The following is a 14,597-nucleotide window of genomic DNA, read 5'->3' as shown; positions in this document are numbered from 1 at the left end:
CCACTACTTCATACTCCAGCGCCAGTTCGTCAGCGGCCTCACCCTGGGCGCCAACAAGGGCTGACACCCACACGCCACCCCTCCCCTACACCTCCCGGAGCACCACCAGTGAGTACCGCCCGCCGCCTTCGTCTTCCCGGCATCGCCTTCGGAGGCGACTACAACCCCGAGCAATGGCCCGAGGAGGTCTGGGCCGAGGACATGCGCCTGATGCGCGAGGCCGGGGTGACCATGGTCAGCGTCGGCATCTTCTCGTGGGCGCTGCTCGAACCGTCCGAGGGCGTACACGACTTCGCCCGCATGGACCGGATCCTCGATCTGCTCCACGACAACGGCATCGCCGCCGACCTGGCCACCCCCACCGCCGCCCCACCCGCATGGTTCTTCCAGGCGTACCCGGAGGCACTGCCGGTCGACCGGGACGGCCGCACACTGTCGTACGGCAGCCGTCAGACGTTCTGCCCGTCCAGCCCCGCCTACCGCCGAGCAGCGCTGCGCATCGCCGAAGTCATCGCCGAGCGCTACGCCGCCCACCCGGCCGTCGCCATGTGGCACATCCACAACGAGTACGGCTGCCACAACGACGCCTGCTACTGCGACACCAGCGCCGCCGCCTTCCGGACCTGGCTGCGCGCCCGTTACGGCGACGATCTGGACGCCCTCAACCACGCCTGGGGCACTACCTTCTGGAGCCAGTGGTACTACTCGTGGGACCAGATCCTCCCGCCCCGCGCCACCAGCGCCGTCCCCAATCCCACCCACCAGCTGGACTGGCGCCGGTTCTGTTCCGACGAACTGCTCTCCCTGTGCACCGCCGAACGCGATGTACTGCTCCGGGCGGCTCCGGACACCCCCGCGACCACCAACTTCCTGGTCCTGCGCACCATCGACGCCCTCGACTACTGGCGCTGGGCACCGGAGTTGGACATCCTCTCCAACGACCATTACCTGATGTCCGACGACCCGGAAGCCGAAATCGACATCGCCCTCAACGGCGACCTGATGCGCTCGCTCGCGGGCGGCCCGTGGTTCCTCATGGAGCACTCGACCGGCGCCGTCAACTGGCAGCCCGTCAACCGCGCCAAGCGGCCCGGGGAAATGCGCCGCAACGCACTCGCGCACGTGGCCCATGGCGCCGACGGCATCGCGTTCTTCCAGTGGCGTGCGGCCAAGGCGGGCGCCGAGCAGTGGCACTCGGCGATGCTCCCGCATGCCGGCACCGAGAGCCAGACCTGGCGGGACGTCGTCCAACTGGGCGCGGACCTGCGGGCGTTGGCCGAGGTGCAGGGTTCCACCAGCACGGCGGAGGTGGCGATCGTGTGGGACTGGGACGCCCGGTGGGCACTGGAACTGCCCGCCCAGCCCAGCAGCGAGCTGCGCTACCAGGACCTGGTGCGTGACTGGTACACACCTCTGTGGCGGGCGGGGGTCGCCGTCGACTTCATACGCCCCGATGACCCCGAGCTCGAACGCTACAAACTAGTCCTCGTGCCGTCGCTGTACCTGGTGACGGAGGCAGCCGCGGCGAACCTCGCCGGGTACACCGAACATGGGGGCACACTGGCCGTCGGCTTCCACAGCGGCATGGTCGACGCCAACTGCCACGTGTACCTGGGCGGCTACCCCGGCGCGTTCCGCGATCTCCTCGGCGTGGTCACCGACGAGCTCTTCCCCCTGCTGCCAGGAGAGACGACCGGCCTGACCGGCGACGCGCTTCCCGCCGCCACGGCCGACCTGTGGTCGGAACGGATCCGGCTCACCGGCGCGCGGGCCGTCGCCTCCTACGCCGACGGCCCGCTGGCCGGCCACCCCGCCGTCACCCGACACCAGCACGGCAGCGGAACCGCCTGGTATGTGGCCACCCACCCCGACCAGGACACTCTCGCCGCCCTGCTCCACCGCATTCGCCACGAGGCGGGCGTCACACCGGAACATGAGGCGCCCGCGGGGATCGAGGTCGTCCGGCGCCGCGGCACGGAGGCCGACTACCTGTTCCTCATCGACCACGCCGGAAAGGGAGCCGAAGCACCCGCCGAAGGCGTCGAACTCCTCACCGGCACACCGATCACCGGTACCGTCACCGTCCCACCGGGAGGCGTCGCCGTCGTCCGCGAGCCACGCTGACCCGTCTGCCGAAGTGACCGGACCGCGGCACCACACCAGGTACGCGGCCCGGTCACCTGCGCTGTGCCGGAGCGTTGATCAGCGCGCTCGGGCGCTCAAGCGGCAGCGGCCGGACGGCAGCCCGCACGAGGACACCCGTCCGCGTGGCTGAGGAAACGCACCCCGACCACCCGTGCCGACGGAGTACGTCCCTCACGTACCGAATCCGCGGAGGCGGGCGGAAGGCGCAGGGTCGCCTCGCTGTTGACCGGCACGACCGCGTCGTACACGAGGCTTCGACCCTCGTCGTCGAATGGGCGGCATGTACGCGCCCATGCGGCAAGTCCCGCTGCGAGAGGCAACAGCAGCCGGGCGGACCGGCGTCAGGACTGACCGTTGCCCGCGATCCCGAGCGCTGTCCGAGTTGCCGCGGGTTCGTACTCCGGGGCGACGTCCGCGAGCACGCTCAGAGCGGTGCGCGCCAGATGGCGGGCGATCAAGCGTGCCGCTTCGGCCGGGTCGCTCAGGCGCAGTGCCTCCAGGAGCGCTTCGTGATCTGCGTGTGCCCGGCCCCATGAGCTGGGCACGCCCAGCTGAGCCAGGCGGATGTAACGATCGCTGTGCTCGCCGAGCGACGCGAGCATGCGCTGCAGATGCGGCCCCACCGCCCGGGTGGCGATGCGGTGGAACTCCCTGTGCGCGGCCTGCCACTCGTCCGGCCGGTCGTCCCCCGCCAGCTCCTGCATCCGCTTCAGGACGTCGCTCATGCGCTCGAGGTCCGCAGCCGTGAGCGACCTGGCCGTCATGCTGACAGCGAGCGTTTCGAGCATGATGCGAGCCCCGTAGACAGCGTCCAGGTCCTCGGGGTCCACCGCCCGCACCCGGGCTCGCTGGTCGGGCCGCGCGTCGATGAGCCCCTCTTCCTGGAGCAGCCGGAACGCCTCCCGCATGGGCGTGCGGCTGACGCCCAGCTTCCGGGCCATTTCGGCCTGGAGCAGCACCGACCCCGGAGGCAGCTCACCGCTGAGGATCATGTTCCGCAGCCGCCCGTGGACATCGAGAGCAAGGCGGCGACCGCCCGCGGCGGCTGCGGGGCTTTCGCCCGGCGACACGGACTGCGCCTGCCCCTCGCTGCCGATGTCGGCCGGCCACTGGTCCCCGGACGACTTGTTCCTGCTCCTGCTCACGCCCGGAGTCTACCCAGTGTGTATGCAGCCGATACGGGAGCCCCTCCCAACTGCACAGTGATGGCTCGCCTACGGGTTCGCGGCCAAGTTCAGACAGCATGTCACTGTATTCACCTGAGTCGGCGGGTCGGGTCCCCGGCGAGGACGAGTACGGCGAAGGCGCCCTGCGACAGTCCCAGGTCATCAGGCAGGAGCAGGGGCCCTGTCGCCGACCCGGACAAGGTCCCTGTGCTTCATCGCTCGAGAACGCGGGCGCGTGGGTTCCAGCATGCCCAGCACGCATTCGCGCACTGCACAGTCGCGCCCTCGGCCGCCTCGGCTGGACCAGCCGGCCGGGCCGTTGTGGCGGCGCCAGCTCCAGGTGGAAGCAGCTGTGGCGGGGCGGCGCCCTGAGCCGCTCGGCCATCGAGCCGAAGGCCTCGCCTGCGGTCCCTCCCCCGTCACCGGGGCAGCGCGCATGCCGGTCATCGCCGACGAGGCGATGGCCAGGGAGACTGCGCGAGCGGCATCATTGAGCCGTCGTGAGCGCAGTGCTCCAGGACGGCTGTCAGCGGGGCCGCGTGCCTGTCCTGTAGGGCACGCAGTTCCTTGGCGTACTCGCCAGCTGCGGCACGGCTCGCGGCAAGGTGCATCGGAGGCTCGACCGGCCCCAGCGAGACGAGCGTCTTCGGCCGCACCGCCACGATCTCCGGCGGGCGGGACTTCCGCCTCCGCGACGGCTTGCTTCAGCGTCCCTGACCGGGACAGATCAGGGACGTGAGCGGGCAGGCGGGCTGCCAGTCCGGATCGAAGCGGCGGCGCAGGCCGGCCACCGCCTCGATGCCGCGCAGGGTCACCTCGGGAGCGGTCGACAGGCCGGCGGGCCCGAGGAGGCCGGGGACAGCGGCCCGGACAGCGGCCTCGGGCAGACCGTGCCGCAGCAGAGCCGCCTCGATGCCCGGTGCGCCGGAGGACAGCAGTTCCTCGGTGCTCATACGGCAGACCTCGGCGTACGCGCGGGTGTGCCACGCGGTGGCGGTCTCGCGCGGGGTGACCACCACGTTGGTGATGAGGTCGGGTGCGACCTGAAGGTGGCCGCCTACGCGCGGGAAGCCCTGCTCGGCGGCGAGGACGTCGAACGGCGGGTGGAGTGTGGTCCCGTCCACGGCGTCCGTCGGCAGGGCCTGGAACCTCTGCAAGGTACCCCCCACCGGGACGAGCTGGTCGTCGGTCACCGGCCAGTCGGCCACGTCGGCGAGCACGGCGCGCAGCACGAACGCGAAGGCGCTCCGCGCGTTGTCGACCGCCCACCGGTCCGTCGGCAGCGGCGCTCCGGGACGCCGGTGAACAGCCAGTTCGCCCATGCCGTCGGCCCGGACGGCCACCGGATCCCGCTTCAGCAGCCCACGCAGCAGGTGGTCGGGAGAGGTGTGCATGATGTCGTAGTCGTCATCGTTCCAGCCGGACATCTGCTGGTCGGAGGAGACGACCTGCACGAGGTTCACCTCCAGCCCGGCCTGCTGGAAGAGCCCGGAGTCGATGGCGTGGTAGAGATGCACGTTGCCGGCGCCGGGGAAGACACCCACGGTCAGCTGCCGGACGGGCTCGCCGGGCGGGCGGAGCGAGCTCAGCGCGGGAAGCATGGCGGACTCCCTTGCATGGGATGGTTCCTTTGCGTTCAGAAGGCAGGGGTGTGCGTCGGCTGGGGGCGGCCGTTCGGCGGCCACGTGACGACGGTCAGGCGGGCTTTGCTTCCTGGTTGGTGATGAAGTCGGCCGGCGGCTCCCCGGGGCTCCATACGGCGGGCGGGCAGTCCCAGTCGTTCGGCTGCCAGTTCTCGGTGATGCAGTCCATGTCGCTGGAGTACTCGATCCAGCTGCCCCAGGGGTCCTGGATGTAGTGGAAGAGGTTCGAGCCGAGGGTGTGGCGGCCCAGGCCCCAGCCCTTCGTGTAGCCCTCGGCGGCCATGGTCTGCGCGCCCCTGGCGATCTGGTCGATGTCGGACACCATCCAGCTGGAGTGGTGCAGGCCCGGGTGTTCCCCGGGGACAAAGCCGAAGACATGGTGGTCGCCAGGCCCCGAGTTCATGAAAACGGGCCCGCCGATGATGCGGTCCGACAAGCGCAGCCCCAGCGTGCGGCCGTAGAAGGCCTCGGAGGCGGCCACATCGGAGCTGAAGATCAGCATGTGTCCGAGACGCTGGGGACGGGTCTCCTCTGTCGCGTTCCGCCAGCGGGCCTGGTCGATCCGGCGGACCCGGTCGCCGACGTTGGCGTCCTGGGCGTCCGTGGTACCGAATCCACGCCAGGGACGGATTCCCTCGTCACGGAGGTTGACCAGGTTCCCCTCGTGGTCGCGGAACCACAGCCCGCCGGGCACCTCGGCCGGTGCGTCCAGCAGCTTCAGGCCCAGGCCCTCCAGGTGGCGCTGCCACTCGGGCAGCGAGTCCGGCTCCACCGCGAACGCCACGTGGTGAAACCGCTTGACCGGCCCCTCCATCAGCACCGTCTGGTCCTGCTCCCGACCGTCGCAACGGATCACCACCGCGTTGCCGCGCTCAGCCGTCTCCAGCCCGAACGCGCTGTAGAAGTCCGCGCCCGTATCGAGTGACGGCACCTGGAGTCCGTAGTGCAGGAGACCTCTGACACGCAACATGTGCACTCCTCATGGTTCTGGTGAACCCGCATCCCGCACGGGCACCCGAGCTAAGTGTGTACACCTTCGCCGCTTGACGTCCAGGTGTCGGGTGAAACCTTTTCCATTCCGGGACCGCAGATCATGTCCGTCGCCTCCCGGACGTACCGGGCCACGCGACCGGGAGCCAGGTCCTCGATGGCCTCGTGCGCCGTACGGGCCAGATGCTGCGCGATCAGCCGCCCGGCCCGGCCCGGCTCCCCGGCCGCGACCGCGGCGAAGGGCACGGTGTTCCTGACGGCGCCGCACGTACGCGTCCGGCTGCCGTTCCTGCTCCGCCCGGACATAGCGCTCACTGCGCTCCGCGCGGGAGGCCATGGTACGCAGCCGGGGCAGGCCGTCGAGCAGACCGTCCACCGCCGTCCGCGCCGCTCCCGCCACCCACGTCCGGCCCATGAGGCCCGCCTCCCACCACTGACCGTTATGTATCCCGAAGCCTGGTCTTCCTCTACCAATGTGTATGCACTATGGTTCTGCTGCTTCAGAGAGCCGCTTGTCGGAGGAAAACATGACACCGCTTGAATGGTCGCTGGTGCAGTACCGGGTCGATGACTCGGAAAAAGTCGCCGTCGGTGTGTACACCGACGAAACCGTGGTCCAGGGACCGCCCGGGACAGAAGGCCTCACACTGATGGAGGTGCTGGGCCGTTGGGAGTCGCTCGCGCCGATGTTCCGTGACTGGACGCCGGCAGCATCCGACGCCGTTGCGGGCGCCCGACTCGCTCCGCCGCTGACGTATCCCGGCAAGGTGCTCTGCGCGGGCGCCAACTACTGGGATCACATCGCCGAGATGGGCTGCGAACGCCCCGATGAGCTGGGTGACCCGTTCTTCTTCCTCAAGCCGCCGACGACGACCGTGACGGGACCGGGCGACCCGGTGCCGCTGCCCGCCCACCCGGGTGCACGCGTCGACTGGGAGGCCGAACTGGCCGTCGTCATCGGCCGTGGCGGCCGCAACCTCGCGCCCGAGCAGGCCATGGACCATGTGGCCGGCTACCTGGCGGCGAACGACATCTCGGCCCGCGACCGGCTCAAGGCAGCCAGGCCGGTCGCCGAGCCGTTCACCTACGACTGGGTCAGCCACAAGGGACAGGACGGCTTCTGCCCGCTCGGCCCCGGACTGGTGCCCGCCTGGCAGATCACCGACCCGCAGAACCTGAAGATCCAACTCAGCATCAACGGCGTGCTGAAGCAGGACTCCTCCACCGCACAGATGATGGTGAAGATCCCCGAGGTGATCGCGGCGGCCAGCCGCATCACCCGACTGGAACCCGGGGACGTCATCCTCACCGGCACACCGGCCGGCTGCGGAGTACCGCGCGGGGAGTTCCTGGCCGCCGGGGATGAAATAGTCATCGAAATCGAGCACATCGGACGCCTGGAGAACACGGTGGTGGCGTCATGAGCAAAACTTCGACCGTTCCTGAGCTTTCTGAGCTCGGCTGGTCCGAAGCACTGCCGGTTCCCGCAACCATGCAAGCCATGCTCTTCCGCCGATTCGGACCGCCCGACGTCCTGGAGCAGGCCACGGTGGACACACCGCGCCCCGGTCCCGGAGAGGTCCTCGTTCAGGTCGCCGCGGTCGGCATCGGCCGACTGCTCGACCTCACGGCACGCGCGGGCAACCACCCCTACGCCACCATCGAACCGCCCCACATCCTGGGCGCGGACCACGCCGGCACCGTCGCCGCACTGGGAGAGGGCGTGGACACCGTCCAGGTCGGCGACCGCGTGGCCGTCCTGCCCGGTGTCGCCTGCGGCACCTGTACCTACTGCGCCGAAGGCCGCGAGGAAGTCTGCGACGGTCTGACCGTGATAGGCACCCACCGCCCCGGCGCATACGCGCAGTACTGCGCGGTGCCGGCGCGCAACGTCCACAAGGTCCCCGACGGCGTTCCGGCCGCGATGGCCGCCTCGCTCGCACTCGTCGGCGCGGTCGCCGCCAACCAGATGACCCAGGCAGGACTCCGCCCCGGACACTGGGTACTCGTCCAGGGCGCCGCCTCCGCGCTCGGCTCCACCACGGCCGCCTACGCCCAGCACCTGGGCGCGAAGATCATCTCGACCTCCCGCTCGCCGGAAAAGCGCGCAGCCATGGCCGCCGCGGGAGCCGACCTCGTACTCGACACCAACGCACCGGAATTCGTGAAGCGAGTACGCGAGGCGACCGGCGGTCGCGGTGTCGACATCGCCGTCGACAACCTCGGTGACCCGGCCGTCTGGGACGCCACCATCGACTCCCTGGCCCGCGGCGGCACCGTGGTCACCTCCGGCGCCTTCCTCGGCGGCAAGGTGGGCATCGATCTGCGGCGCGTGTACTCCGACTGCCACCGCATCATCGGGGTACGCACCGGCAACCCGGCCGCGGTGAAGGAACTGTGGACGCAGGTGGAGCACGGATTCCGTGCTGTCGTCGACCGCACGTTCCCCATCGCCCGCGCCGCCGACGCTCACCGCTACATGGAGGACGACAACAGCCTCGGGCGCGTGGCACTCACCCTGGGCCCCGAGGACTGGGACTCGTAACGGCACCCGGCCCCCGGCCGGTCCCCTGTGGGACAGCCTTGGTGACGATGCGGAACAGTCGTCCCCACGGGCTGTCCCGCCGGGGCTCCACCACAGCTGCGGGTCCCGCCGCCCCGGCGCCTTGGTCTGGAGATAGCCGAGATGGCGGTAGCCGACCGGCTCAGGTGGGGTGAGCCGACTCGTCGGCTCACCCCACCTGAGATCAACGTTCCGTGGCAGTAGCCCGAACGGTAGCCGAATCCCACATCAGCGGTGTGTCGTCGAAGACCACAGCGATCTTGAATCTCGTCCCGACCGCGAACGTCTCCGGAAGCGTCACGCTGCCCTTCTGGGCCTCGTCGAAGGAGACGAGACCGAGATCTGTGACCCTCCCGTCGGCTGCGAACACGTAGGCGTGGCCCGTCGCGTTCGCGTGCAAGGCGGTCCCGGCAGGATCTGACGCCGCAGCGTCGAGCGAGACGGTTGCCCGCTCCCCGGCCGGGTTACCCGCGACCAGATGACTCGACCGCTTGTCCCGCGTCAGGTTCTCGGAGGTCGGAGCCTGCTGGACGAGCCGCCACTCCTGCGAGCCGTCCTCGACGGCATTCTGCAAGGTCAGCGGCGCTCCTTGGGACGCACCGGTCAAGTACACGTTGGTGTTCTTGATCGCCTGGAACTTGTAGTACCCGCCGTCGGTCTTGATGACGTTCCAGCTGCCTGCGGCGCCGAAGTCGACCCACTGGCCGATCCTCTGGCCGGGCGTCGCGTTCCCTGTCCAGATGGATGCCGCGCGGCCGCCCGACTTGTTCAGCAGAGTCACGCCGCCCTTCGGCTTGGTCACCACATGCCAGTACTGGGTGTCCTTGTTCGCCGCCGAGCCGGCGTCCTCCAGACGGACGTCAGGAACGTCTCCGTTACCGATGTTCGCGTCGTTGGTCTTGCCTCCGGTGCCGATCACCTGGCCGGTCTTGCGGTTCACCAGCTGGTAGTAGGCGCCCTCCGAGTGGCCGAGATCGACCTCGGAGTAAGCGATCTGCGATGTGCCCTGGTGCCGGAGGATCGAGATGCGGCCAGTTCCCTCGACGTACTGCAGGTTGCGGGTGTAGCCGGCTCCCAGGGGCGTCTGGTACTCCTTCCACACGCCGTCGCTGCGTCCGCTCTCGTTGACCCAGACGTTGCCGCTCCAAGCGGCGTTGTACACCAGGCGCCCGTCGGGAAGCTTGATGATGACCGGGCTGCCGCCGGGAGAAACGGGGCGGGAGCCGGCGGCGACCGGCAGTGAGGTGATGGGGCCCGCGGAGCCCTCGTAGAACTTCAGCGGGTCGTCGGCGATGACGTACCTGACGTTGACCCCGCCACCCCAGTACTCGTAAGGGAGGAGCCACTTGCCGTCCGTCGTCCGGACGACGTTCGTCATGCCCGGCCGGCCGCCTCCGATCTGCGTCTTGCCGCCTCCCATGTCCTGGGTCAGGCCCGCGACGTCGACGACGGGCTCGCTCCACTTCGGGCTGCGGCCGTTCCAGGTCTTGTGGACGAGGATCTGGCCGTGCGAATCCGGGGCGGTGTCGTTCTCGGGGTCCAGTATCGGCACGCCGGTGACCGGGTCGAAGCCGAGGTAGTCGTTCTCATCCGAGTAGTAGCAGACAAGCTGGCCGTTGTGGACCATGAGGTACGGCTCCCAGAGGGGGTCCACCTGCTTGTACGTGTTCGCGCTCGCGACGTTCTTGCCGATCGCGCCCGCGCTGCCGCCCTGCCAGCCGCCTGTGGCGATGATGTTGAGGACCTTCCACGTCACGCCGTCGTCGGTGCTGGAGTACAGGGCCATCGCCATGTCGCTGCGGTCACCGTCATTGGACGGCGTCCAGTTCGGGTCGGCTGCCTTGTGCTCCTTGTAGTAGTAGTCGTCGCCCGTCACGATGCTGGCGAGGAGCAGCGTGCCCTTCTTCAGGTTCCCGACGTCCTGCGGAAGCGCGTAGAGGTACGGGGCCCCCCAGTTGCTCACGTACTTCGCGTAGCGGGGATCGCGGGAGAGGTACGCCGGAGCCTTGACCTCGGACAGCGGCTGCCACGTCGATCCGTAGTCGTCGCTCTTGTACACCGGGAGAGTCTCTCCGTCGGCGCTTCCCGTCTCCTCCACGACAGTGGCCTTCTCGAACGACGCGACGAGACGCCCGCTCGGCAGCTGCGCTGACTTCGCGTAGATGGCGCAGTTGCCTCGCCCTTTCAGGCACGGCTCGTTTCCGAGCTGGTACAGGATCCCGCCCGCTGGGTTGTACGCCTGCGCACTGGCCATCGGTACTGCCAGCATGGCAGACGCTGCCATGAAGGTTCCCAGTGCTTTACCCAGCTTTCTTCGGTGCATAGCTTCTCCTTTTTTGGGATGCCGACGACCCTCGTCCTGGGCCGTCGGCGCATCTGCGGTGACGAATGAAAGCCCGCACGTCCACGCGCCGAGCTCCAGCGCGGTGCCTGCGGGGATGCAACTGCCGTCCAGGACGCCGGACAGCTGACCCGGAGCGGTGACGCCGGTCGGCTCCCGGCTCCAGTTGTGGATCACATGGACGCGGTGTCCCTCTGGGGTCCGTCCCGGTCGTCGCGGTGACGGTCTCCGGCAGCTCGCGCCAGCCGCTGATCGCGGTGGGCACCAGCCAGTCGGGCAGCGCCCGCTGCTGAACTCGTCGTACCGCACGTCCGCGGCGGTGACGAGACGTCCGGGTGCCGGCTCGTGCCGCGCCCGGGCCTCGTGGTCGGCGTACGCGGTGCGCGGACCGAGGACCTCAGTGCGCCCCGCCGTGTAAGCGGGAGGCCGCGCGCCGCCCGCGCCCCGGGGGGTCCTCCGGGGCGCGGGGGTGCGGTCGAGGCACCGAGGACGAGTTCGACCGGCGGGTCGTTCGCCGACTGCAGCTCCCGTCCGGCTTCTCGATGGCCTGCGCCAGAAGCCGGAGTTCCTCGTGCGCCACAGCGTCGAACGGCTGACGCGCCTTGGTTGGGCGATGAGTCACACAGGGGAGACGGGCTGTCGTCGAAGCCGAGGACACGAACGACACCGTCCAGCACGAGCAGGAAGGCCTCCGCTGGCGCGCGGATCAGGCCGATGGCCAAGCCGCCTCGAGTACGGGCTGCTGCTGCCTGCCGCGTGCCGCGAGGGCCGCGGGCCGGCCTCCGAGCCTGTCCCGGGCGGCGAACCACCGCTGCGGGCCGGCGAGGTGCCAGGTGTTCGCGTCCACCGACAGCCAGCGGTCACACAGGGGGCGTCACCCGCCGCCATCGAGATCGGTACGCTGGCGGAGCACCCGAAGCTCGTGGCCGAGAAGCTGCATCTCGTACAGCTTCCCGCGCGCGTTGTTGAAGGGGCGGTGGAGGACCATCATCAGCTGGCCGTCGAAGGTGTGGAACAGCATGCCGTGACCGCTGTCGTTCCGGACCAGCGGTCGGCGCTGACTCCACGGCCCCTTGATGTCGCCGGACTTCGAGACGGCATAGGTCTGCACGTAGTAGCCGCCGACGGTGCCGTCCGGGTTGGCCGAGTTCTTTTCGTACGTCGACCACAGCATGATCAGGGATTTGTCAGGGCTGCGGTACAGCTGCGGGCCGTCGGTGACGTAGGGCGGGAGCTGATGCGGTACCCCGCTGGGGATCTGCTCACTGAGCCAGAACGCGTCCGATGCCTTGAACAGGTAGGTCGGATCGCCGACGGCCTTCGACAGGTCCGGAGCCAGCTGGATCGCTTCCATCGTTCCGTCGATGGTCTGCAGCCACTCGTGCGCGTACACCATGTGGGGCTTCCCGGACTCGTCGACGTAGAGCGTCCCGTCGAGGGCCATGAGGTTCTCGGGCGTGGTGGGGCGTGACGGGTCGATGACGGTGAAGGGCCCCAGCAGCGAGTCGGAAACAGCGATGATCGTCCCGCGCATGTAGTTCCCGATCGGAAACGGCGTGCCCCACTGGTTGGGTGGTGGTACTGGAAGCGGCTTTTTGTGGTTGTGCAGGGTGGCGAACAGGTAGTACTTGCCGCCGAACTCGTGCACCTCCGGCGCCCATCCGCCGTCGGTCGCCCAGAGTCCCTCCTGGTCGGCGGTCCGGAAGACCATGACGGGGCGCATCCAGTCGCGCAGGTTCTGGCTGCGGTAGACCATCGTGCCGGGGCCGGACACGCCCGATACCGACCGGATGTTGGCCGTGTAGAGGTAGTAGGTCTGGGTCTCCTTGTCGGCGAGGATGTACGGGTCGTGCAGGGGCATGTCGGGAAGCCGCATGAGATCGGTGTCAGCCGCGCTCGAAGACGTCGTTGACACGCCGTCGGCGGAAGTCGATGCGGACGATGGAGACGCTGCGCCGAGGGCGGCTGCGGTGGCGGCCGCGCCAGAGGCGGCGATGAAGCTACGTCGGGATCTTGGCAAGGTAGTTCAGCCTTTCGGGGAAATGTGGGAGGCGAGCGCTCCCTGATCCAGTGACGAACCCATGACGTGTGGCATGGCTCTTCTGGATGTGCCGGCTGCTCTTGCGGAGGGTGGTCATTGATCGCCTGCGTGGAGGGTCTGACGCAGTTGGGTAGCTGCGTCAGACGTGTGACCGTGGCGATGGGTGAGAACGTGATGATGAAGTGCGTCGTCTAGCTGAGGGAGGACGGTGGGGGTGCAGTCGAGGCTCGGACGACGAGTTCGACCGGTAGGTCGCTCGCCGGTGGCAGTTGGGTGTCGGGCTTCTCGATGGCGTGGACGAGAAGCCTGAGTCCGTCTCGGGCTGCGGCGTCGAACGGCTGGCGCACGGTGGTCAGGGGTGGGGTGACGTAGGCGAAGACGGGGTTGCCGTCGAAGCCGACGACGCTGACGTCGTCGGGCACGCGTCGACCGGCTTCTGTCAGGGCATGGATCAGGCCGATTGCCATGTCGTCGCCCGAGACGAAGACCGCGGTCACCTCGGGGTCGGCGGCCAGCTTTCGGCCCGCTTCGTAACCGGACGCGGCCGACCAGTCGCCTTCGAGGAGGGGCGGTTGGTGCCTGTCGCGTGCCGCCAGTGCTGCTCGCCATCCCTCGACACGGTCCCTGGCGGCGTACCAGCGCAGCGGTCCGGCGAGGTGGTGGACGGTCTGGTGTCCCAGATCGAGCAGGTGATCCGTGGCGGCCCGCGCCAGAAGATCGGCGCCGACCCCTGCGGTCACCGCTCGAGGGCCGCCGAAGGCCGGTGGTGCGCCGAGGAAGAGGACGGGCACGTCGACGCGGACGGACACCTCTCCTTCGACGATGGGCTCGGAGACGATGATGCCGTCCACGCCCTGATCCAGGAGGGAGTCCACGGCGCCGGCGATATCGTCCGGTTCGCCGTCCAGTGTGTTGACCACTCGGAGTGCGTAACCGGAGTCCCGCACGGCTTTCTCAATGGCCACGAGCAGTGAGGCGGTTCCGTACCCGGCCGTCCCCAGAGCGACCACACCGATGGAACGTGTCCGTCCGGAAGCCAGTGCCCGGGCCGCGTTGTTCAGCCGGTAGCCGAGTTCCTCGGCGGCTTCGATGACGCGTCGCCGTACGTCGTCGGAGACGTAGGGCTCGTTGTTGAAAACTCTCGACACGGTCTTGCGTGAGACGCCGGCCAGTTGGGCGACATCGGCGCTGCGCGGCGCAGAGGGGCTTCCACTCTGTCCTACCACTCGTGTCATGGAGTCTCCTCTGGCCGAAGGCGGAAGTCTTTCGAGCTCAACTGTATGACCGCGCGGTCATTGTCTACGCAGCCCGAGATCGCGCGTCAAGGGTGTGCGCACGGCTTCTTTCAATCTCGCGCCCTCGGGGAGAAGCCGGGAGTCAGGTGTCAGGCGACGCCCTGCCTGCGGCGCAAAACTGCCTCTGACCAGGGCGCATCCGCGCCTCCGAAGCGTCACTTGTTGCCGCCGGAGCGGACCATGTGGAGCCCTGCGGAACGCGGCCCCCGGCTTCCGCGCAGTCGTCTTGGTGCAGCTCGCATACGCGCCCCGTCGTACGACCGCCTTGACAGGAGGCCCCCAGAGGGTCTTACGTTCCTGGCGCTTGCCGGTCGGTGTTCGATCGCGTTTGGCCCTGCTCGCTCCAGTCGTGCCCGTAGATCCACTCGTTGTGGGCGAAGGGGTCCACGCTGGAGAACGAGGCGTCCCTGGCC

Annotated in this window: 9 protein-coding genes and 1 pseudogene; 3 read left to right on the top strand and 7 right to left on the bottom strand. The window is 69.0% G+C overall.

Annotation, left to right across the window (positions count from 1 at the left end):
* The first annotated feature begins 108 nt into the window (after positions 1-108).
* On the top strand, positions 109-2,124 hold the full coding sequence (locus ACSMXV_RS36520; protein ID WP_473175369.1) for a beta-galactosidase: 2,016 nt from the start codon (positions 109-111) through the stop codon (positions 2,122-2,124).
* A gap of 362 nt (positions 2,125-2,486) precedes the next feature.
* Here ACSMXV_RS36520 and ACSMXV_RS36515 read toward each other — a convergent pair whose 3' ends face one another.
* From ACSMXV_RS36515 to ACSMXV_RS36500, 4 genes are all read right to left on the bottom strand, one after another.
* Complete coding sequence (locus tag ACSMXV_RS36515) at positions 2,487-3,290, bottom strand: GntR family transcriptional regulator (protein WP_473175368.1); 804 nt, start codon at positions 3,288-3,290, stop codon at positions 2,487-2,489.
* A 725-nt stretch (positions 3,291-4,015) separates the two neighbouring features.
* Entirely contained in the window at positions 4,016-4,912 is an 897-nt protein-coding gene (locus ACSMXV_RS36510; protein ID WP_473175367.1) for an ABC transporter substrate-binding protein, read from the bottom strand.
* Between the two features lie 94 nt (positions 4,913-5,006).
* On the bottom strand, positions 5,007-5,924 hold the full coding sequence (locus ACSMXV_RS36505) for a VOC family protein (RefSeq protein WP_473175366.1): 918 nt from the start codon (positions 5,922-5,924) through the stop codon (positions 5,007-5,009).
* Between the two features lie 50 nt (positions 5,925-5,974).
* Complete coding sequence (locus ACSMXV_RS36500; RefSeq protein ID WP_473175365.1) at positions 5,975-6,190, bottom strand: hypothetical protein; 216 nt, start codon at positions 6,188-6,190, stop codon at positions 5,975-5,977.
* Positions 6,191-6,471: 281 nt separating this feature from the next.
* Here ACSMXV_RS36500 and ACSMXV_RS36495 point away from each other — a divergent pair, with 281 nt between their 5' ends.
* Together ACSMXV_RS36495 and ACSMXV_RS36490 are read left to right on the top strand one after the other, a co-directional pair.
* A complete protein-coding gene (locus ACSMXV_RS36495; protein WP_473175364.1) occupies positions 6,472-7,368 on the top strand; it encodes a fumarylacetoacetate hydrolase family protein in 897 nt (298 codons plus the stop codon).
* A 77-nt stretch (positions 7,369-7,445) separates the two neighbouring features.
* Positions 7,446-8,489, top strand: coding sequence for an alcohol dehydrogenase catalytic domain-containing protein (locus ACSMXV_RS36490; protein WP_473175363.1), 1,044 nt, complete (start codon positions 7,446-7,448; stop codon positions 8,487-8,489).
* 544 nt (positions 8,490-9,033) lie between these two features.
* On the opposite strand, the pseudogene ACSMXV_RS36485 reads toward ACSMXV_RS36490, so the two are convergent.
* The 3 genes and pseudogenes from ACSMXV_RS36485 to ACSMXV_RS36475 form a co-directional block, all read right to left on the bottom strand.
* A pseudogene (locus ACSMXV_RS36485) lies at positions 9,034-10,830 on the bottom strand (RICIN domain-containing protein); the annotation flags it as partial.
* An 892-nt stretch (positions 10,831-11,722) separates the two neighbouring features.
* Complete coding sequence (locus ACSMXV_RS36480; protein WP_473175362.1) at positions 11,723-12,724, bottom strand: glycoside hydrolase family 43 protein; 1,002 nt, start codon at positions 12,722-12,724, stop codon at positions 11,723-11,725.
* A gap of 356 nt (positions 12,725-13,080) precedes the next feature.
* Positions 13,081-14,124, bottom strand: coding sequence for a LacI family DNA-binding transcriptional regulator (locus tag ACSMXV_RS36475; protein WP_473175361.1), 1,044 nt, complete (start codon positions 14,122-14,124; stop codon positions 13,081-13,083).
* Positions 14,125-14,597 lie beyond the last annotated feature (473 nt).

Source organism: Streptomyces sp. DSM 42067 (assembly GCF_055792885.1).
The sequence above is the reverse complement of the archived record's forward strand: the minus strand, read 5'-3'. Positions and strand labels throughout refer to the sequence as shown.